The following is a 19830-nucleotide window of genomic DNA, read 5'->3' on the forward strand; positions in this document are numbered from 1 at the left end:
AGCCAATCCACAAACCTAAAGGCGGCGCAGGCACCACATGAAGTAAGCGCCCCCCAACAGGGTGGAGACCAGTCCGACCGGCACCTCCTGCGGGAAGATGATCTGCTGGCCGACCCAGTCCGCCGACACCATCAACAGGGCGCCGGAAGCGGCGGCCCCAAGCAGATGCCAACGTGCCCGCACCAACCCCATCAGCTTGGCCATATGCGGCGCCAGCAGACCGATGAAGGAGAGCGGCCCCACCACCAGGGTGGCACTGGCGGTGAGAACGGCCACCAGCAGCAGGATGGCGAGCTGGGCACGGTTGAGGCGAATGCCGAGTGCGGTCGCCACCGCACTCCCCATTGGCAGCAGATCGAGCCAGCGGCTGACAAGCAGGCAGGCGGCCAGCATCAACAGCGCCAGCCCCACCAGCCCATAGGCCACCGGCAGGGTGACGTAATAGGTAGAACCGGACATCCAGGAGAGCAGTTGCTGCACCCGCAGGTCGCCGTTGGCCAGCGCAATGGCCTGCAGCGGCTCAAACAGTGCCGTGATGGCGATACCTGAGAGCAGGATCCGCTCCGGCTGAAAGCCGTGCTTGCGATTGACCACCACCAGCAGCAACAGGCAGCCGAAGGCTCCGAGCAAGCCACCGGCCAGCATCAGCGGCAGGGGCAACGCGGGCAGCAGCAGCGCTGTGGTAATCACCCCCATAAAGGTGCCGCCGCTCACCCCCAGCAGCTCCGGACTCGCCATCGGGTTGTTGCTGACCCGCTGCAACAGGGTGCCCGCCAGCGCCAGCAGCACGCCAGCCGCCCCCGCAGCCAGAGTGCGCGGCAGTCGCCACTCCAGCTGGGCCTGCCAGCGGAGCCAGCTTGGCCAACTCCAGCCCGTCATCCCCTGCCCAACCAGCAGGGAGGCGACCACGGCCAGCAGCAGCCCGACCAGCAACAGGCCGATAAGGCGAGTCGGTGCCGGATGGCGGGCCACCAGCAGGCCGGCGTTTGCCTTAGGCGCACCCGACTTGATGCCCAGGCGCGGGATCAGCCAGAGCAGCAGCGGTGCGCCCAGCAGGGCGGTCATTGCGCCGGTGGGTATCAAGACTGGCCAGAAGCGGCTCAGGCTCTGCAGCAGCAGATCGGTCGCCGCCAGCAGCAGGGCGCCGAGGATCGGTGCCCACAGCAGCCGCTGGCCAAGCTGGCGGATCCCGAGCAGCCGCACCATGGCGGGCGCCGCCAGCCCGATAAAGCCGATCAGCCCCACCACGCTTACCACGCAAGTGGTGATAAACACCGCCAGCCCCAGTCCGGCAAAACGCAGATGCTGCAGGGAGACCCCCAGACTGCGGGCGCTGGCATCATCCAGCTCCAGCACTGCCAGCGGGCGTACCAGCACAACGGCCAGCGCAGCGGCTACCAGCAGGCGGGGTAACAGGTAACTCACCCCGCTCCAGCTGTTCTGCACTAGCGAGCCACTGCCCCACACCAGCAAGCCTTTCAGCTCCTCCTGAAAGAACAGCAAGAGTCCCATGCTGATGGCCGCCAGATAGAGGTTGATCACCAGCCCGGCAAAGACGATGACCACCGGATTGAGCTGGCGACGCCAGGCCAGGGCAAACACCAGTGCCATCGCGAGGCTGCCACCGGCCATGGCGATCCACTCCCGCCCCAACAGCAACCAGGAGGGGGCAAACAGGGTCACCATCATCAACGCCAGTTGGGCGCCGGAGGCCACCCCCAAGGTGGTCGGTGACGCGAGCGGGTTGCGCAGCACCTGCTGCATCAGGGTGCCTGCCAGCCCGAGCGCCGCCCCAGCCAGCAGGGTGACAACCAAGCGGGGCAGCCAGCTGAAATGCACCACCGCTTGGCTGACATCATCCAGATTGGGGGTGAACAGGCTCTGCCACCAGAGCGCAGCGGGCAGCTGGCGAGCCAGCTCCCAATACGCGAGCAAGAGGGTCAATCCCAGCAGGATCGAGACCGGCCGCAGCAGCGGCGATGTGAGCAGTCGCTTCATCGGCTAGCCTCCATACGCTCGGCATCTTGCAACAATGCATCGCTGAGCAGACCGGCGAAACGGCGGGCGGCCAATACGCCACCAAAACTCCAGACCGCAGGCAGATGCAGCACAGGCGCCTGCCGTACCTGCGGCAGATGCTGCCACAGCCCAGGCTCCTGCAGCCGTTCGCTCACCCCTACCGGGATGGGATCGACCACCACCAGCCGCGCGGTTGGCAAGGTCATAAACTGCTCGATACTGACCACCGAGAAACCCCAGTCATTGGTCTGCTCCTGCCAACCATTACGCAGCCCGAGCCGCGTCATCACCGCATCGAACAGGCTGTGGCGACCAAACACCCGCACATGGCGCTCATCGATAAACTGCACCACCAGCAGAGGCGGCAGATCCGCAGACAATCCGGCCTGCATTCTGGCGAGATCCCGATCCAGCCCGGCCAGCAGCCGTTCGCCCTCGGCGGTTTTGCCCACCATGCGGGCGAGGGTCAGGGTCACCTCGTGCAGCCGCTGCCACAGATCGGTTTGCCCATCATAGAGGGCGATGGTGCTCACCGGTGCAATGCGGGAAAGAGTTGGCGCCAGCGGGGCCGCCAGCGGCGAGATGAGGATGTGATCGGGTTTGAGCTCCGCCAGCAGCTCACGGTTGGGCTGGGTGCGCAGGCCGATATCCACCACTCCGGCAGGTAGCCGTGGCTCGCCGACCCATGCCTGATAGGGGCCTGCATCCCCCACCGCCAGCGGCGTCACCCCGAGCGCCAGCAGGGTCTCGGCTATGGTCCAGTCGACAGTGGCAATACGGGGTAGCGGCGCAGAGGCGATCGGGGATGTGTCGGCCTGCGCCGCTAGTGGCAGCAGCAGGCTAATAAGGCAGGGTGCCATCTTCTTCAATAAACGGTTCAAGAGAGCCCCCCGGTCAGACGATGGCGATGGGATGAGCATGAGCCGGGTGGCGAATGACCTCCATCGGAATGCCATAGATAGCGTGCAGGGTCTCGCTGGTCATGAGCCCCTCAGGTTCACCGTGGGTAAGCAGGCGGCCGGAGTGGAGCGCCACCAGCCGATCACAGAAGCGGGAGGCCATATTGATGTCGTGAATGACGATGATGACCCCAAGGTTTAGCTGACGGCTCAACTGCTTGACGAGCGTCAGCACCTCCACCTGATGGGCCACATCCAGCGCGGCCAGCGGCTCGTCCAGCAGGATAAAACGGCTCTCCTGGGCCAGCAGCATCGCCAGCCAGACCCGCCCCCGCTCGCCGCCGGAGAGGGTATCCACCAGCCGATCGGCAAAGCGTTCGGTATGGGTAAGGGCGATGGCCCGATCGACCTGGCGGTGATCCTCCGCCCCCATCCGGCCCAGCAGGCCGCGCCAGGGATAGCGGCCCATCTCCACCAGCTCCCGCCCGAGCAGATTCTCAGCGCTCGGCAGATGCTGGGGCAGATAGGCCACCTGACGGGCGAACTCCCGGTTGCCCCATTCGGGTAGCGGCTTGCCATCGAACAGGATCTCTCCATCACTCAAGGGTTGCTGGCGTGCCAGCAGCTTGAGCAGGGTCGATTTGCCCGAACCATTGTGGCCGATGAGGCCATAGACCTGTCCCTGCTCAAAACGCAGGTCGGTGGGGTGCAGCAGCGTGCGGTCATTGACCGTGAAGCTGGTTGATTTCATCTCGAACATAAGCAATTCCTGTGCTGGCTTGCCGTCAGTCTCATCGGTGCCGGTATCAAGCCGGCACCTCGCAATCCAGATGGGCGATCGCATCGCGGCTCACTGCGGCGCGGCGCGCCCCGGTCAGCTCAGTGAGCTGGCCCTGGCGCATCTCCAGCAGGCGATCTGCCAGCGGGAAGTAGTGATCGTCGTGACTGATGGCAATCACTGTCTTGCCCATCTCCTTGAGGCGCGGCAACAGCACCTGATAGAAGATGCGGCGGAACTGGGGATCCTGATCCGCAGCCCACTCGTCAAACAGCATCACCTCGCGCTGCTCGGCCAGCGCCAGCAGCAGGGCGACCCGCTTGCGCTGCCCTTGGGAGAGATCGATATCGGCGATAAAGCCATCCTTGATGGTGAGCTTGCTGCCCATCTGCAACCGCTCCAGCCACTCGGCCACCAGCTCATCCTTGGGTTCCGGCCCCAGCAGGTGCTGGAACAGGTGATAGTCGGTAAAGATGGCGGAGAAGAGCGCCAGATAGCCATTGCGATCGGTGATCGGCTCACCATCCAGCAGGATCCGGCCCGATACCGGTTGATAGAGGCCGGTCAGCAGCATGGCCAGGGTCGACTTGCCGGAGCCATTGCCACCGATGATGAAGATCTGCTCCCCCTTTTCGATGACCAGATCGGTTGGGCCAACGGCAAAACCGCCCTCCCCCTGATAGTGAAAGCTCACCTGCTCCAGCTCGATACGCTGCCAGGGTCGGATGGCGGGCGGCAGCGGGAAGTCCGCATCCGGCTCGGCCAGATTGAGGGCGGCGATCTTGTCGAACGCCACCTGAGCGGCAAGCAGGGTCGGCAGGGCGCCAATTCCCTGCAACAGCGGGGTGCGCAGGAACAGCAGGGTCAGGGCGAAGGTGGCGGCCACATTGGTGTTGGCCCAGCCAAGGCCGTTGGCCAGAAAGAAGACCAGACCGATGGCCCCCAGCATCATGATATTCGACCAGTTCACCGCGCTCAGGTGATAGGTGTCGGCGCGGATGATCTGCTGGCGATAGTCACGGGCATTTTGCTCATAGAGCTGGTGGTAAACGAAGTGAGCCCGCTCGCGGTTGAGCGCCAGCTCCTTGCTGCCAGCGATGATGGCCTGATAGTTCTGATAGAGCCGATCTTCGGCCTGACGCATGTGGGAGAGATGGCGATAAACACGGTTCACCAGCAACCAGCCCACCACCATGGTGACGGTGACCCAGAGCGCGGTCACCCCGAGCAGGGCCGGAGAGAGCCAGCCGAGGTAAAAGGCAGAGCCCAGCGTGAGCACCAGCCCCTGCACCAGCTCAGGCAGGCGCACGAAGGCGATGGTGATCTGGCCGATATCGCTGGAGAGGGAGGCCAGCAGTGGCCCCTGACCAATCTGTCGGATGCGGGCGACATCGGTATCCAGCAGTTGCTTGAGCAGACGGCCGCGCAACCGGTAGACAAAATGGTGACCGAGAGTGGTCAGGGCCAGCTGGGATCCAAGCGTGATCACCAGCAGCAACACAATCAGGCCGACCAGCTGACCGAGGATCGGCAGCGGATCACCTATAGATTCGATAAGAGACTGATTGATAAAAGCAATGACGCCAATCCCGCTGACGGCACTGAGCAGACTGAGCAGGGTGATGGCGATAAAGGGCCAACGATATTGGCGATAAACCAGAGACAAGAGTTCCATAACGGACCGGTATTCCAGAGAGATCAGAACAACTGCGGGTGAAAAGAAGGGCGGGAATCCGGTTCCCGCCCGACTTCGATTACCAGCGGTAGTTGATGCTGCCCACTACGCTGCGCGGCTCGCCGTAGTAGCAGTAGTAGTCACAACTGGCCACGTAGGTTTCACCCAGCAGGTTGTTGACGTTGAGCTGGGCACGCCAGTTCTTGGCAAAGTCATACCCGATCATCGCATCCCAGACGGTATGGGCCGGCACCTCGGCAGAGCCGTAGATGGGGGTGTAGTCCGCATTCACGGCGCCAATACCCACGCTGGAACCGATATAACGCACACCGGTACCCAGCTCCAGACCCGAAGCCACCCCTTGCTGCACCTTGTAGTTACCCCAGAAGGAGGCCTGGTGGCGCGGGATCAGGCTGGCACGGCGATCGCTACTGCCTGTGTCGTTGGTTTTGGCATCGGTGTAGGTATAAGCAGCGGTCAGACGCAGCGCATCGGTCACCTGCACGCTCCCTTCCAGCTCAACCCCCTGAGAGGTCACTTCACCCGCCTGGGTCTGCTGGCCGGAACCGGTAGAGACCAGCGAGTTGGTCTGGGCCAGATCGAACAGCGCCAGATTGATGTAACCGTCGAGGAAGGCAGGCGCATACTTCACGCCGGTCTCGTAGAGCTTGCCCTTGAGCGGCTTGTAGGAACTCTTGGTGTTGGGATCGATCCCCGGCAGCACCTCGAACGACTCGGCATAGGCAAAGTAGGGAGAGAGGCCGTTGTCAGCCAGATACATCAGGCTGCCCGAGAGGGAGAGCTCGTGATCGTACTGGCGCTCGTCCTTGCTGGTATTGGTGTTGTGGGTCTCCACATAGTCAAAACGGCCACCGGCAGTCAGCAACCAGCGATCGTCCCAGCGGATCTGGTGCTGGGCATAGAGACCGCTCTGGCCCTTGCTGCTCTTCTGGTGAGTAGCAGTCGACTCATCAAAACCGGGGAAGCCGCTGTAATCCGGGTTCATGGTATTGATGGAGCCCATGGCGTAGTTGTCGGCCTCGACCCCTTCATTGACGTGACGCTGCAGATCCACCCCCAGCAGCAAGGTCTGCTCGGTGCTGTCGGTGTTCCAGTAGCCCACCATCTGGTTGTCCATAGTGGCACTCTTGGTATTGCCATCGCGGTAAACCAGGCCACGACTGGCGGTTGTGCCTTCATAGGTCGGGAAGATATAGGTCTGGCGCAGCAGCAGATCGTTGTAGTTGAAGCGGACGTTCTGCTTGAACTCCCAGGTCTGGTTGAGCTGGTGGGCCAGCTCGTAACCGGTGGAGATCTGGGTATTGCGGTTGCGATCGTAATCCGGCTGGCTCAGGTTGGTGGAGGGATCAATCTGGCCACCTGACGTATTCAGGGTGCCATAGACCGGGAAGAAGCCGTTGGTCGGGACCCCTTCGTCGTGCAGAAAACTGGCCAGCAGGGTCAGGCTGGTACGATCCGAAAGATCGAAGGTGACGCTGGGCGCCAGATAAACCCGATCGTTGTAAGTACCGGTAAGCACCCCATCACGCTCTTTATAAAGAGCAACCATGCGGTAGCGGCTGTTGTCGGAGAGCGCGTCAGAGACGTCCACCCCGACTTGACGATGATCCCGGCTGCCAAGCTGCAGATCCACCTGCCCTTGCGGCGTGGCGGTCGGCCGCTTGCTGATGGCATTGATCACCCCGCCCGGAGGCGCCTCACCGTAAAGGATCGAGGCTGGCCCTTTCAGCACTTCCACACTCTCCAGACCGAACGGTTCCGGCGTCCAGACGTAGTAGCCGGTGCCAAACAAGCGGTTGCCATCCAGATAAGAGGCGGCATCGAAGCCACGCACCTTGAACCAGTCGGTGTTGTTGTCGGAACCATAGAGACCGGTCAATACGCCGGAACGGTAGCGAATCGCTTCATCCAGCTGCAACACGGCGTGCTGATCCAGTTCCTCGCGATTAACCACGGAGACGGCGCGAGGGGTCTCGGCCATCGGCACTTCCACCTTCATGGCCGTACCGGTCACCACCATGGTTTCGCTGGCTTTGGGCAGCTCAGCGGTGGTTTGTTCGGCCATCAGCGGCAGGGAGACGAGCAAACCGGAGAGCGAAAGCACGCCGAAGGCGCCCTTCTTGCCGGGTCCTGTTGTGTATTTTTGCGCAATCATATTAAAGTCTCGTTTATCAATGAGTTATGTTGTTTTAATTGTTATTTGTGGTCGTTTGTCACGACATCACCCTGTTCCATGGGCGAATAAAGCAGCGCAATCCTACTACAGGAGCCGTGATCGAATCGATTCAATAATTGCTAATCATTTGCATCTACATTGTTATCTGGCTGCATCGTTGGCAGGATTTCGCGGGAGATGGGAGCCATCAGGAGAGCTATGAGCGGAGAAGAAAATGGAGAGGAATATAAAGAAGCAGAAAAAAGATCGGCAGGATGGATCCGATGGCATTATCTGACTGGATCCATTATCCCCAAGCTTTATCCATATTTATCCACACCCTTTGGCGGTAGAATCCGGCTTTCCGTTTCTTTGTCTGAAATCAGGATCCATTCCATGGCCAAACTCAATCTCGTCGTCGGCTCCATGCTGGGCGCCGCCGAATATGTCGCAGACCACGTCGCCAACCTGCTGGAACAGGCTGGCCACCAGACCCGGATCCACAACCCGGCCAAGCTGGCAGAGGTACTGGATGATGCGGGATCCATCCTGCTGGTGGTCACTTCCACCCATGGTGCCGGGGATGTGCCCGACAACCTGCAACCCTTCGCCAAGGAGCTTGCCGAGCAGCATCCGGATCTTAATTCATTGAAATATGGCGTGATCGCCCTTGGTGACAGCAGTTATGACACCTTTTGCCAGGGCGGCAAGACGCTGGATCGCCTGCTGGCCGAGTGCGGAGCCAGCCGGATTGGCGAGCGACTCGACATCGATGTGACCCAACACGAGATCCCCGAAGATGCCGCAGAAGTGTGGATCCGCGACTGGATGACGATGATCGCCTGATCGGCGTGCGGGAGATCCTGAAAAAAAGCTTGATCTCCCCACTTATCCCCAGATCGACTATCCACCATGTTATTAACAGATTGATCCGGGGGAGTTGTTCTACAAGGTTACCCACAACGCCCAGGGGTAATGTGCATAACTACGGTGTAAAGCTCTGTAAAACCTATAGTTATCCATGTATTAGATCCAGACCGACAGACATCTGTGTATAAAAGTCCTGGTTATCCCCTCGTTCACCGGGCCAGGATCCAAGCTTTTCCACAAGCTAGGATCGTCCTTAAATTAATGATCTTTATGATCAAAAAGTGCTTATCAACAGAAAGGGCGGATCCTAATAAGAGATCCAGTAAAAGATCGATCTAAAGATCCTTAAGATCTAATTAGTGGATCCTCCCTTCATACTGAACGTTAAGTAGACGTTCCCCTCAGGACGCGAAACAGATAGAATGTTCCGCCCTTTAGCCCAGGCAAATAAAGATCTTCAGGCGTGCAGATCAAGGTGATCCCAATGCAATACCATGAACAATTTGATGTGATCGTCGTCGGTGGCGGTCATGCCGGAACCGAAGCAGCAACAGCGGCAGCCCGTATGGGCATGAACACCCTGTTGCTGACCCACAATATCGATACGCTGGGACACATGTCCTGTAATCCGGCGATCGGCGGGATCGGCAAGGGACACCTGGTCAAGGAAGTTGACGCACTCGGCGGGATCATGGCGCGTGCCATCGATCTTGGCGGGATCCAGTTCCGCACCCTCAACTCCTCCAAGGGCCCGGCAGTGCGAGCCACTCGTGCCCAGGCGGATCGCCTGCTCTACAAGGCCGTCGTTCGCCAGATGCTGGAAAACTACCCGAACCTGAAGATCTTCCAGCAGGCTTGTGACGATCTGATCATGGATGGGGATCGTGTTGCCGGTGTGGTCACCCAAAGCGGGATCCGCATCAGCGGCAAGACTGTGGTGCTGACGGTCGGTACCTTCCTGAATGGTTTGATCCACATCGGGATGGAAAACTACAAGGGCGGTCGTGCCGGGGATCCTCCCTCGATCGCTCTGGCCCAGCGCCTGCGTGAACTGCCGCTGCGCATCGATCGTCTCAAGACGGGCACCCCTCCGCGCATCGATGCCCGCAGCGTCGATTTCTCCGTCATGCAGGAACAGCACGGTGACGATCCGCGTCCGGTATTCTCTTTCATCGGTGATGCCAGCCAGCATCCCCGTCAGGTGCCCTGCTACGTTACCCATACCAACGAGCGCACCCACGATGTGATCCGCAATAACCTGGATCGCAGCCCCATGTACGCCGGGGTGATCGAGGGGATCGGCCCGCGCTACTGCCCGTCGATCGAAGACAAGATCACCCGTTTCGCCGACAAGACTGCGCACCAGATCTTCGTCGAACCGGAAGGCCTGACCACCCACGAACTCTATCCGAACGGGATCTCTACCAGCCTACCGTTTGACGTGCAGGTGCAGATCGTCCGTTCCGTGCGTGGCTTCGAGAACGCCCACATCACCCGCCCCGGCTATGCCATCGAGTACGATTTCTTCGATCCGCGGGATCTCAAGGCCAACATGGAGAGCAAGTGCATTCCAAATCTGTTCTTTGCCGGCCAGATCAACGGCACGACCGGTTACGAAGAGGCAGCGGCACAAGGCTTGATGGCGGGTTTGAACGCGGCCTTGCGTGCCCAAGACAAGGATCCCTGGAACCCGCGTCGGGATCAGGCCTACATGGGCGTGATGATGGACGATCTCTCCACCCTGGGGACCCGCGAGCCTTACCGCATGTTCACCAGCCGCGCCGAATACCGCCTGCTGCTGCGTGAAGACAACGCCGATATCCGCCTGACCGCCATCGGTCGCGAGCTGGGTCTGGTGGATGACGAGCGCTGGAGCAAATTCAACGCCAAGATGGAACAGGTCGAGCTGGAGCGTCAGCGCATGCGTTCAACCTGGATCCACCCGCAACATCCGTCACTGGAGGCAGTCAACGCCCTGGTCAACACCCCGCTGACCCGCGAACAGAGTCTGGAAGAGCTGCTGCGTCGTCCCGAGGTGACCTATGATGCGCTGATGGCCATCGAAGGTGTCGGCCCTTCCGTGACCGATCCTGCCGCGGCCGAACAGGTTGAGATCCAGATCAAGTACGCCGGTTACATCGAGCGTCAGCACGATGAAGTGGAAAAGCAGCTGCGCAACGAGAACACCCTGCTGCCGCTGGATCTGGACTATCGCGAGGTGAACGGCCTCTCCAACGAGGTGAAAGCCAAGCTGAACGATGCCAAGCCGCAGACCATTGGTCAGGCTTCCCGCATCTCCGGCATCACCCCGGCGGCCATCTCCATCCTGCTGGTTCACCTGAAAAAACACGGCCTGCTGCGTAAAACCGCCTGAGGATTCTTACCGTTGGAAAATATGCTGGAAAGATTGAACGGCCTGCTCATGCAGGCCGGAATTGTTATCACCGATACCCAAAAGAGCCAACTGGTGCAGTTGGTCGAGTTGCTGCACAAGTGGAACAAGGCTTACAATCTCACCTCGGTGCGAGATCCGGACGCCATGCTGGTCAAGCATATCCTCGATAGCCTGGTGGTAAGCCCCCACTTGCACGGTGAGCGCTTCATCGACGTGGGGACCGGTCCCGGCCTGCCGGGATTGCCGCTGGCGATCATCAATCCGGACAAGCAGTTCGTTCTGCTAGACAGTCTGGGCAAACGGATCAACTTCATCCGCCAGGTCATTCTGGAGCTGGGGTTGACCAATGTGACGCCGATCAAATCCCGGGTGGAAGAGTATCAACCCGAAGTCGGGTTTGATGGTGTACTCAGCAGAGCGTTCGCTTCGCTAGAGGACATGCTGAGCTGGTGTCACCACCTGCCGTCAGAACAGGGCAGCTTCCTCGCGCTCAAGGGACAATATCCCGCAGAGGAGCTGGCCCAGTTGCCTGCCAATATCCGTCTGGTAGCCTGTCATGAGCTGCGGGTGCCGGAGCTGGAAGGCGAACGTCATCTGCTGGAATTCAAACATATCCAGCCCGAATAGGGTCGCAGTTTCATTTAGGGGATAGTGTGGGAAAAGTCATTGCCATAGCCAACCAGAAGGGTGGAGTGGGTAAAACCACCACCTGTGTGAACCTGGCCGCCTCCATGGCCGCCACCCGGCGCAAGGTGCTGGTGATCGATCTGGATCCGCAGGGCAATGCCACCATGGGCAGCGGCGTCGACAAGTACGAAGTCGAGCGCACCGCCTATGAGCTGCTGATCGAAGATGCTCCCATCAGCGAGGTGATCATACCCGAAACTTCCGGTGGTTATCACCTGATCGCCGCCAACGCCGACGTGACCGCAGCCGAAATCCGCCTGATGGAGTTTTTCGCCCGCGAGATCCGTCTGCGCAATGCGCTGGCCTCGGTGCGGGACAAGTACGACTACGTCTTCATCGACTGCCCACCTTCCCTCAACATGCTGACCGTGAATGCCATGGCCGCCGCCGACTCCGTGCTGGTGCCCATGCAGTGCGAATACTATGCGCTGGAAGGGCTCACCGCCCTGGTCGACACCATCAGCAAGCTGGCCGCCGTGGTCAATCCCGATCTCAAGATCGAAGGTGTGCTGCGTACCATGTACGATCACCGCAACCGGCTGGCCAATGATGTGTCCGATCAGCTAAAACAGCACTTTGGCGACAAGGTCTACCGCACCATCATTCCCCGCAATGTTAGACTGGCTGAGGCCCCGAGTTTCGGTGCCCCGGCCATGCACTATGACAAATCATCGGTGGGCGCCAAGGCCTACCTGGCACTGGCTGGCGAGATCCTGCGCCGCCAGGAGCAGGAACGTCAGGCGACCATCGCAGACCGAGAGAGCATATGACTCCGAAAAAACGTGGACTGGGCAAGGGGCTGGATGCCCTGCTCAGTACCAGCACGGCTGCCCGCCAGAAACAGGTGATGAGCGATCAACGTACTGAAGAGGCCATGGCCCCCACCAATCAGGGCGAGCTGCGCAAGCTGCCGGTGGAGTGGTTGCAGTCCGGCAAGTACCAGCCCCGCAAGGACATGTCCCAGGATGCACTGGAAGAGCTTGCCAACTCCATCCGCGCCCAGGGGGTGATCCAGCCCATCGTGGTACGCCCTCTCGGCGAACAATCCTTCGAAATCATCGCCGGTGAGCGGCGCTGGCGCGCGTCCCAGCTGGCGCGGCTCGAGGTGGTGCCCTGCATCGTCAAGGATGTACCCGACGAGGCTGCCGTTGCCATCGCGCTGATTGAGAACATCCAGCGGGAAGACCTCAATGCCATCGAAGAGGCGGTCGCTTTACAAAGACTACTGACCGAATTCGAACTCACCCACCAGCAGGTGGCCGAGGCGGTGGGCAAGTCCCGCACCACGGTGACCAACCTGCTGCGTCTCAACCAGCTCAACGACGACGTGAAGCGTTTCGTCGAGCATGGCGACCTCGACATGGGTCATGCCCGAGCCCTGCTGGCCCTGAGCGGTCAGGCTCAGTCCGAACTGGCCAAGCTGGTTGCCCAGAAAGGGCTGACTGTACGCGATACCGAGAAGCTGGTGCAAAAAGCGCTTGAACCGGCAAAAGCCAGGGTCGAACCGGCCCGTGATCCGCAGATCGGCTACCTGGAGCGCCAACTGGCAGAAAAAATTGGCAATCAGGTGCAACTTCAGCCTGGCAAGCGGGATAGCGGAAAGTTAGTAATAAGTTACGAGAATTTATCCGATTTGGACCGTATATTGGGCTATTTTGGCGTGTCAGAATCGTGATTCTTACGCTTTTTGTAGTAATAAAACATCCATTCCTTTTGATATGGCCATAACCTTGATTTGCCGCGGAAAGCCGCAAAAATTAAGGATTTTTGTCATATTGCAATAGCGGCCCTCAAGGGTATAATTTGACCGGCTTTAAGAGCTGTTAACATGGGGTCTTCGGATCCCGATTTTTTACAGTTCTGTAATGTTCAGGGGTAGGTTGGTGAAGCAGAAAATAGCCTTGGAAGGTTTTACGCTAGCCTGGGTTATGCTCGTTTGTCAGCTCATCCTGATCCTGGCGATGAGTGCTGTCTGGTTTTATCAGATTAGTGCCAGCGCCGGTTATTCCGCCCTTTACGGAGGGGGGATGTACTGGGTTCCTCAAGCCTTGTTTACTGTCTGGGTGCTGCGCCGCAAGGTGACAACCGAGAGTGTGGGCCTGGTTTTGCGGGACTTTTATGGTGGGGCTGGGATTAAGCTCGTTTCGACAGCAGGTCTGTTTGCTCTGTTGTTTGGTGCGAAAGTCGAGGTCGTTACCGTCTCGTTTTTCGCCACTTATATCCTCGCCCTCGTTGTACAGTGGATAGTCTCATTCACGCTTAACAACCACTATTAGGAAAACTCATGTCTGCAACCGGAGAAGTCCTGACTCCTCAGGGATATATCTCCCACCACCTGACCCACCTTCAAGTCGGGTCCGGGTTCTGGACGGTGAATATCGACTCAATGGTATTCTCCGTCGTGCTAGGCGCCCTGTTTATCCTGCTGTTCCGCAAAGTAGCCGTTAACGCTACCAGCGGGGTGCCGGGTAAGCTGCAGTGCTTTGTGGAGATGCTGGTCGAGTTTGTGAATGGTAACGTCAAAGACATCTTTCATGGTCGCAACAAGGTCATCGCACCTTTGGGGTTGACTGTGTTTGTCTGGATCTTCCTGATGAACCTGATGGATCTGATCCCCGTTGACTTTATCCCTCACGCTGCACAATTGATGGGTATTCCCTATCTGCGTGTGGTTCCCTCTGCTGACGTTAACATCACCATGTCCATGGCTTTGGGCGTGTTCTTCTTGATCCTGTATTACAGCATCAAGGTCAAGGGTATCGGCGGGTTTGTGAAGGAGCTGACGCTTCAGCCTTTCAACCACCCGGCGGCCATCCCGGTTAACCTCATCCTGGAAACTGTTACGCTGGTATCCAAACCGGTCTCTCTGGGTCTTCGACTGTTCGGCAACATGTATGCTGGCGAACTGATCTTTATCCTGATTGCGGGTTTGCTACCCTGGTGGTCACAGTGGATCCTGTCCGTGCCTTGGGCAATTTTCCACATCCTGATCATCACTTTGCAGGCATTCATCTTCATGGTTCTGACCATCGTCTATCTGTCGATGGCACAGGAAGACCATGGTTGATGCGACTCAAATAATCCTTTTTATACAATCAATTACATCTAAATAAATGGAGATCCTCATGGAAAACTTGAACATGGACCTGCTGTACATCGCTGCTGCAATGATGATGGGTCTGGCTGCTATCGGCGCTTCCATCGGTATCGGTATTCTGGGTGGCAAGTTCCTGGAAGGTGCTGCTCGTCAACCTGATCTGATCCCTGTTCTGCGTACCCAGTTCTTCATCGTAATGGGTCTGGTGGATGCGATCCCGATGATCGCCGTTGGTCTGGGTCTGTATGTGATGTTTGCGGTTGCTGGCTAAGTCGTTACGACATCTCCAGGCATAACCCATTAACTAACTAAAGAGGACATCGGCTGTGAATATCAACGCCACCCTCCTCGGCCAAGCAATTGCTTTTTTCTTCTTCGTTGTGTTTTGCATGAAGTATGTATGGCCGCCGCTGATGGCTGCCATCGAAGCCCGTCAGAAAGCTATTGCTGACGGTCTCTCTTCTGCCGAACGAGCCAAGAAAGATCTGGATTTGGCCAAGGCCAATGCCGTCGATCAGCTGAAAGAAGCCAAGCTGCAGGCTGCTGAAATCATTGAACAGGCCAACAAACGCAAGGCCCAGATCATTGATGAGGCAACTGTCGGTGCTCAGGCTGAGCGGGAAAAAATCCTGGCTCAAGGCCGTGCCGAGATTGAAGCTGAACGTCATCGTGCCAAAGAGGAACTGCGCAAGCAGGTTGCTGCTCTTGCCATTGCGGGTGCAGAGAAGATCCTGGCGCGCCAAATCGACCAGGCTGCCAACAGCGACATCGTCGACAAACTGGTAGCTGAACTGTAACGGGAACGGGGCTATGTCTGAACTGACTACAATCGCTCGCCCCTACGCCAAGGCTGCTTTCGAGTTTGCCGTTGAGCACAAGGCGGTTGATCAGTGGCTGGGGATGCTCAGCTTCGCTGCGGAAGTAGTGAAGAACGAGACCATCCACTCCCTGGTTAACGGCTCTGTGGCTGCCGACGAGCTGGCAAAACTGTTTGTCAGCATCTGCGGGGAGCAACTCGACGAGCATGGCCAGAACCTGATCCGGGTAATGGCAGAGAATGGTCGCTTGGGTGTGCTGCCGGCGGTCGTTGCCGAATTTGTGGTGTTCAAGTCTGAACTGGACAAAGAAGTTCAGGCTGACGTGATTTCGGCGATTGCACTGACCGACCAGCAGAAAGCCAATATTCAGGCTTCTCTGGAACAACGTCTCGCGCGCAAAGTGAAGCTGAATTGCAGCATCGACGCGTCCTTGATGGCCGGGGTGCTCATCAAGGCCGGTGATCTGGTTATCGACGGAACTGTCCGCGGCAAGCTGGATCGCATGGCTGACGCGCTGCAATCTTGATTGGGGTATTAGAGCATGCAACTGAATTCCACTGAAATCGCCGAGCTGATCAAGCAGCGCATTGCGCAGTTTGATGTAAAGAGCGAAGCGCGTAACGAAGGTACCATCGTCTCCGTGAGTGACGGTATCATTCGTATCCACGGCCTGGCCGATGCCATGCAGGGTGAGATGATCGAGCTGCCGGGCAACCGCTACGCTCTGGCATTGAACCTGGAGCGTGACTCCGTTGGTGCCGTAGTGATGGGTCCCTATGCCGATCTGGCCGAAGGGATGAAAGTAAAAGGTACTGGCCGCATTCTGGAAGTGCCGGTCGGTCGTGGTCTGCTGGGCCGGGTGGTCAACACCCTGGGTCAGCCTATCGACGGTAAAGGTCCGGTCGAGCACGATGGCTTCTCTCCGGTAGAAGTGATTGCCCCGGGCGTTATCGAGCGTAAGTCTGTTGACCAGCCTGTCCAGACCGGTCTGAAAGCCATCGACTCCATGATCCCTATCGGTCGTGGCCAGCGTGAGCTGATCATCGGTGACCGCCAGGTAGGTAAAACTGCCATTGCGATCGACACCATCATCAACCAGAAAGACTCCGGCATTAAGTGTGTCTACGTTGCGATTGGCCAGAAGGCCTCCACCATCGCCAACGTGGTGCGCAAGCTGGAAGAGCACGGTGCTCTGGCCAACACCATAGTAGTGGTTGCCTCTGCTTCCGAAGCGGCTGCCCTGCAATACCTGGCTCCGTATTCAGGTTGCTCCATGGGTGAGTACTTCCGTGACCGCGGTGAAGATGCCCTGATCATTTATGATGACCTGTCCAAGCAGGCCGTTGCATATCGTCAGATCTCCCTGCTGCTGCGCCGTCCGCCAGGACGTGAAGCATTCCCGGGCGACGTATTCTATCTGCACTCCCGTCTGCTGGAGCGTGCAGCTCGCGTCAACGACGAGTACGTAGAGAAGTTCACCAAGGGTGAAGTGAAGGGCAAAACCGGTTCTCTGACCGCGCTGCCGATCATCGAAACCCAGGCGGGCGACGTATCCGCGTTCGTTCCGACCAACGTGATCTCCATCACCGATGGTCAGATCTTCCTGACTTCCCAGTCTTTCAACGCCGGTATTCGTCCTGCGGTTGATCCGGGTATCTCCGTATCCCGTGTGGGTGGTGCCGCCCAGACCAAGATCGTCAAGAAGCTGTCCGGTGGTATCCGTACCGCGCTGGCCCAGTATCGCGAACTTGCTGCCTTTGCCCAGTTCTCTTCCGACCTGGACGATGCAACTCGCAAGCAGCTGGACCACGGTCAGAAAGTGACCGAGCTGATGAAACAGAAGCAGTACTCTCCGATGAGCGTGGCTCACCAGTCTCTGGTGCTGTTCGCCGCGGAAAAAGGCTATCTCTCTGATGTCGAGTTGAGCAAGATCCTCGACTTCGAAGCCGCTCTGCTCTCTTTCGCCGATACCCAGCATGCTGAGCTGATGGCTGAAATCAATGCCAAGGCTGACTACAACGACGCGATCGTTGGCAAGCTGACTGCGTTGCTGGATGACTTCAAGGCAACCCAGACCTGGTAAGCGAGTGTGGCAGCGCAAGCTGCCACCTGATGGAGAGAAGAGATGGCCGGCGCAAAAGAGATACGTAACAAGATCGGGAGTGTTAAAAACACTCAAAAGATCACCAGCGCTATGGAAATGGTGGCAGCAAGCAAGATGCGCCGTGCGCAGGATCGCATGTCTGCCAGCCGTCCGTACGCTGAAACCATGCGCAAGGTGATCGGCCATATCGCTCAGGGGAACCTGGAATACAAGCACCCCTACCTCATCGAACGTGAGGTCAAGCGAGTGGGTTACATCGTCGTCTCCACCGACCGTGGCCTGTGTGGTGGTCTGAACATCAACCTGTTCAAGGCTGCCCTCAATGATATGAAGCAATGGAGCGCGAAAGGTGCCAAGGTTGACCTGGCTCTGATCGGCAACAAAGCCTCCAACTTCTTTGAACGGCACGGCGCCAAGGTGAAAGCTCATGTCGCAGGACTGGGCGATAACCCGAGCGTCAATGACCTGATTGGTTCAGTCAAGGTCATGCTGAAGGCTTACGACAACGGTGAGATTGACAAGCTGTATCTGGTGTACAACAAGTTCGTCAACACCATGGTGCAGCAACCACGGGTCGATCAACTGCTGCCTTTGCCCGTAACTGAAGACAGCAAGCTCGCCAAGAAACACCACTGGGATTACCTCTATGAGCCGGATCCCAAGAAGCTGCTGGATACCCTGCTGGTTCGCTATGTCGAATCTCAGGTCTACCAAGGTGTAGTGGAAAACTTGGCCAGTGAACAGGCAGCCCGAATGGTTGCCATGCAAGCCGCGACTGACAACGCCGGTAACCTGATTAACGATCTGCAACTGGTATACAACAAGGCCCGTCAGGCCAGTATTACCCAGGAGCTGACAGAGATCGTATCCGGTGCTGCTGCGGTGTAAGGCAAGGGTTATCAAAGGTTTAGAGGATTTGACATGAGTAACGGTTTCATCGTCCAAATCATCGGCGCTGTAGTGGACATCGAGTTCCCGCAGAATGCCGTGCCCCAGGTGTACGATGCACTGAAGGTCGTTAGCGAAGGTCAAGGCCAGGGTCTGGTGCTGGAAGTTCAGCAACAGATCGGTGGCGGCGTCGTTCGTTGCATCACCATGGGTTCCTCCGACGGTCTGCGTCGTGGGTTGGAAGTAATGAATAGCGGTAAATCCATCCAGGTTCCGGTCGGTACTGCGACACTGGGTCGGATCATGAACGTACTGGGCGAGCCAATCGACGAGAAAGGCCCGATCGGTGAAGAAGAGAGCTGGTCAATCCACCGTGAAGCCCCCAGCTACGAAGATCAGTCCAACAGTACCGAGCTGCTGGAGACCGGCATCAAGGTTATCGACCTGGTATGTCCGTTCGCCAAGGGGGGTAAGGTTGGTCTGTTCGGTGGTGCCGGTGTAGGCAAAACCGTAAACATGATGGAGCTGATCCGTAACATCGCGATCGAACACAGTGGTTACTCTGTATTCGCCGGTGTAGGTGAGCGTACCCGTGAGGGTAACGACTTCTACCACGAGATGATGGAGTCCAACGTACTGGACAAAGTATCTCTGGTTTACGGTCAGATGAACGAGCCGCCCGGAAACCGTCTGCGCGTAGCGTTGACCGGCCTGACCATGGCCGAGAAGTTCCGTGACGAAGGTCGTGACGTGCTGTTCTTCGTGGACAACATCTACCGTTACACCCTGGCCGGTACCGAAGTATCCGCACTGCTGGGCCGTATGCCTTCCGCAGTAGGTTACCAGCCGACCCTGGCCGAGGAGATGGGTGTTCTGCAAGAACGTATCACCTCCACCAAGACCGGTTCCATCACATCCGTACAGGCCGTTTACGTTCCTGCGGATGACTTGACTGACCCGTCTCCGGCGACCACCTTCGCCCACCTGGATGCGACCGTCGTACTGTCCCGTCAGATCGCGGCACTGGGTATCTACCCGGCCGTTGACCCGCTGGACTCTACCTCTCGTCAGCTGGATCCGCTGGTGGTTGGCAAGGAGCACTACGAGACCGCTCGTGGCGTTCAGACCGTACTGCAGCGCTACAAAGAGCTGAAGGACATCATCGCCATCCTGGGTATGGATGAACTGTCAGAAGAAGACAAACTGACCGTAGCCCGTGCCCGTAAGATCGAGCGTTTCCTGTCCCAGCCGTTCTTCGTTGCAGAAGTGTTTACCGGTTCTCCGGGTAAATACGTGCCGCTGAAAGAGACCATCCGTGGTTTCCAGGGCATCCTGAAAGGCGAGTATGACGATCTGCCCGAGCAGGCGTTCTACATGGTTGGCGGTATCGACGAAGTCGTCGAGAAATCCAAGAAACTGTAAGC

The 19830-nt window shown here is 58.2% G+C and carries 18 protein-coding genes; 13 read left to right on the top strand and 5 right to left on the bottom strand.

All coding sequences use genetic code 11. The features are described 5' to 3' along the window. Positions 1-15: 15 nt before the first annotated feature. The 5 genes from fhuB to G5137_RS14295 all read right to left on the bottom strand — a co-directional run bounded on the left by fhuB (position 16) and on the right by G5137_RS14295 (position 7547). Positions 16-1998 (bottom strand): Fe(3+)-hydroxamate ABC transporter permease FhuB, encoded by a 1983-nt coding sequence (gene fhuB / locus G5137_RS14275; protein WP_421255576.1) that lies wholly within the window; start codon positions 1996-1998, stop codon positions 16-18. After that, on the bottom strand, positions 1995-2879 hold the full coding sequence (locus G5137_RS14280) for an ABC transporter substrate-binding protein (protein WP_421255595.1): 885 nt from the start codon (positions 2877-2879) through the stop codon (positions 1995-1997). Before G5137_RS14280 ends, fhuB begins: the two co-directional genes overlap by 4 nt. A 34-nt stretch (positions 2880-2913) precedes the next feature. Next, positions 2914-3678, bottom strand: a complete 765-nt coding sequence (locus tag G5137_RS14285; RefSeq protein ID WP_421255577.1) for an ATP-binding cassette domain-containing protein — start codon at positions 3676-3678, stop codon at positions 2914-2916. A gap of 46 nt (positions 3679-3724) precedes the next feature. Continuing rightward, positions 3725-5371, bottom strand: a complete 1647-nt coding sequence (locus G5137_RS14290; protein ID WP_421255578.1) for a multidrug ABC transporter permease/ATP-binding protein — start codon at positions 5369-5371, stop codon at positions 3725-3727. Positions 5372-5450: 79 nt separating this feature from the next. After that, on the bottom strand, positions 5451-7547 hold the full coding sequence (locus G5137_RS14295; protein ID WP_227341687.1) for a TonB-dependent siderophore receptor: 2097 nt from the start codon (positions 7545-7547) through the stop codon (positions 5451-5453). Between the two features lie 396 nt (positions 7548-7943). Here G5137_RS14295 and mioC point away from each other — a divergent pair, with 396 nt between their 5' ends. The 13 genes from mioC to atpD all read left to right on the top strand — a co-directional run bounded on the left by mioC (position 7944) and on the right by atpD (position 19828). After that, positions 7944-8393, top strand: a complete 450-nt coding sequence (mioC, locus tag G5137_RS14300; protein WP_335838293.1) for an FMN-binding protein MioC — start codon at positions 7944-7946, stop codon at positions 8391-8393. Between the two features lie 508 nt (positions 8394-8901). Next, on the top strand, positions 8902-10791 hold the full coding sequence (mnmG, locus tag G5137_RS14305; protein ID WP_421255579.1) for a tRNA uridine-5-carboxymethylaminomethyl(34) synthesis enzyme MnmG: 1890 nt from the start codon (positions 8902-8904) through the stop codon (positions 10789-10791). Between the two features lie 21 nt (positions 10792-10812). Continuing rightward, a complete protein-coding gene (gene rsmG, locus G5137_RS14310; RefSeq protein ID WP_033115246.1) occupies positions 10813-11439 on the top strand; it encodes a 16S rRNA (guanine(527)-N(7))-methyltransferase RsmG in 627 nt (208 codons plus the stop codon). Between the two features lie 26 nt (positions 11440-11465). Next, a complete protein-coding gene (locus G5137_RS14315) occupies positions 11466-12269 on the top strand; it encodes a ParA family protein (protein WP_216952494.1) in 804 nt (267 codons plus the stop codon). Then, positions 12266-13174, top strand: coding sequence for a ParB/RepB/Spo0J family partition protein (locus tag G5137_RS14320; RefSeq protein ID WP_005342343.1), 909 nt, complete (start codon positions 12266-12268; stop codon positions 13172-13174). Before G5137_RS14315 ends, G5137_RS14320 begins: the two co-directional genes overlap by 4 nt. 190 nt (positions 13175-13364) lie before the next feature. Further along, entirely contained in the window at positions 13365-13775 is a 411-nt protein-coding gene (locus G5137_RS14325) for an ATP synthase subunit I (protein ID WP_216952492.1), read from the top strand. Positions 13776-13783: 8 nt separating this feature from the next. After that, positions 13784-14566 carry a F0F1 ATP synthase subunit A gene (gene atpB, locus G5137_RS14330; RefSeq protein WP_216952488.1) on the top strand — a complete coding sequence of 261 codons (783 nt, stop codon included), beginning with the start codon at positions 13784-13786 and terminating at the stop codon, positions 14564-14566. 58 nt (positions 14567-14624) lie between these two features. Further along, positions 14625-14867, top strand: coding sequence for a F0F1 ATP synthase subunit C (gene atpE / locus G5137_RS14335; RefSeq protein WP_005307205.1), 243 nt, complete (start codon positions 14625-14627; stop codon positions 14865-14867). A 55-nt stretch (positions 14868-14922) separates the two neighbouring features. Further along, on the top strand, positions 14923-15393 hold the full coding sequence (gene atpF / locus G5137_RS14340) for a F0F1 ATP synthase subunit B (RefSeq protein ID WP_204480536.1): 471 nt from the start codon (positions 14923-14925) through the stop codon (positions 15391-15393). Positions 15394-15406: 13 nt separating this feature from the next. Next, entirely contained in the window at positions 15407-15940 is a 534-nt protein-coding gene (gene atpH / locus G5137_RS14345) for a F0F1 ATP synthase subunit delta (RefSeq protein WP_204480539.1), read from the top strand. A 15-nt stretch (positions 15941-15955) separates the two neighbouring features. Further along, complete coding sequence (gene atpA, locus G5137_RS14350; protein ID WP_216952485.1) at positions 15956-17497, top strand: F0F1 ATP synthase subunit alpha; 1542 nt, start codon at positions 15956-15958, stop codon at positions 17495-17497. A gap of 42 nt (positions 17498-17539) precedes the next feature. Then, the gene (gene atpG / locus G5137_RS14355) at positions 17540-18406 is read left to right on the top strand and encodes a F0F1 ATP synthase subunit gamma (RefSeq protein WP_041210471.1); all 867 of its coding nucleotides are present in this window, start codon (positions 17540-17542) and stop codon (positions 18404-18406) included. Positions 18407-18439: 33 nt separating this feature from the next. Then, entirely contained in the window at positions 18440-19828 is a 1389-nt protein-coding gene (gene atpD, locus G5137_RS14360; RefSeq protein WP_026455856.1) for a F0F1 ATP synthase subunit beta, read from the top strand. The last annotated feature ends 2 nt before the right edge of the window (positions 19829-19830 follow it).

Source organism: Aeromonas sp. 600282, from assembly GCF_049175755.1.
GTDB classification, from domain to species: Bacteria; Pseudomonadota; Gammaproteobacteria; order Enterobacterales; family Aeromonadaceae; genus Aeromonas; species Aeromonas veronii_A.

What these genes read in the sequence shown, in the direction of transcription:
- fhuB (WP_421255576.1), bottom strand. Translation starts at nt 1,998, where the DNA reads ATGAAGCGACTGCTCACATCGCCGCTGCTGCGGCCGGTCTCGATCCTG.
- G5137_RS14280 (WP_421255595.1), bottom strand. Translation starts at nt 2,879, where the DNA reads ATGGCACCCTGCCTTATTAGCCTGCTGCTGCCACTAGCGGCGCAGGCC.
- G5137_RS14285 (WP_421255577.1), bottom strand. Translation starts at nt 3,678, where the DNA reads ATGTTCGAGATGAAATCAACCAGCTTCACGGTCAATGACCGCACGCTG.
- G5137_RS14290 (WP_421255578.1), bottom strand. Translation starts at nt 5,371, where the DNA reads ATGGAACTCTTGTCTCTGGTTTATCGCCAATATCGTTGGCCCTTTATC.
- G5137_RS14295 (WP_227341687.1), bottom strand. Translation starts at nt 7,547, where the DNA reads ATGATTGCGCAAAAATACACAACAGGACCCGGCAAGAAGGGCGCCTTC.
- mioC (WP_335838293.1), top strand. Translation starts at nt 7,944, where the DNA reads ATGGCCAAACTCAATCTCGTCGTCGGCTCCATGCTGGGCGCCGCCGAA.
- mnmG (WP_421255579.1), top strand. Translation starts at nt 8,902, where the DNA reads ATGCAATACCATGAACAATTTGATGTGATCGTCGTCGGTGGCGGTCAT.
- rsmG (WP_033115246.1), top strand. Translation starts at nt 10,813, where the DNA reads ATGCTGGAAAGATTGAACGGCCTGCTCATGCAGGCCGGAATTGTTATC.
- G5137_RS14320 (WP_005342343.1), top strand. Translation starts at nt 12,266, where the DNA reads ATGACTCCGAAAAAACGTGGACTGGGCAAGGGGCTGGATGCCCTGCTC.
- G5137_RS14325 (WP_216952492.1), top strand. Translation starts at nt 13,365, where the DNA reads ATGTTCAGGGGTAGGTTGGTGAAGCAGAAAATAGCCTTGGAAGGTTTT.
- atpB (WP_216952488.1), top strand. Translation starts at nt 13,784, where the DNA reads ATGTCTGCAACCGGAGAAGTCCTGACTCCTCAGGGATATATCTCCCAC.
- atpE (WP_005307205.1), top strand. Translation starts at nt 14,625, where the DNA reads ATGGAAAACTTGAACATGGACCTGCTGTACATCGCTGCTGCAATGATG.
- atpH (WP_204480539.1), top strand. Translation starts at nt 15,407, where the DNA reads ATGTCTGAACTGACTACAATCGCTCGCCCCTACGCCAAGGCTGCTTTC.
- atpA (WP_216952485.1), top strand. Translation starts at nt 15,956, where the DNA reads ATGCAACTGAATTCCACTGAAATCGCCGAGCTGATCAAGCAGCGCATT.
- atpG (WP_041210471.1), top strand. Translation starts at nt 17,540, where the DNA reads ATGGCCGGCGCAAAAGAGATACGTAACAAGATCGGGAGTGTTAAAAAC.
- atpD (WP_026455856.1), top strand. Translation starts at nt 18,440, where the DNA reads ATGAGTAACGGTTTCATCGTCCAAATCATCGGCGCTGTAGTGGACATC.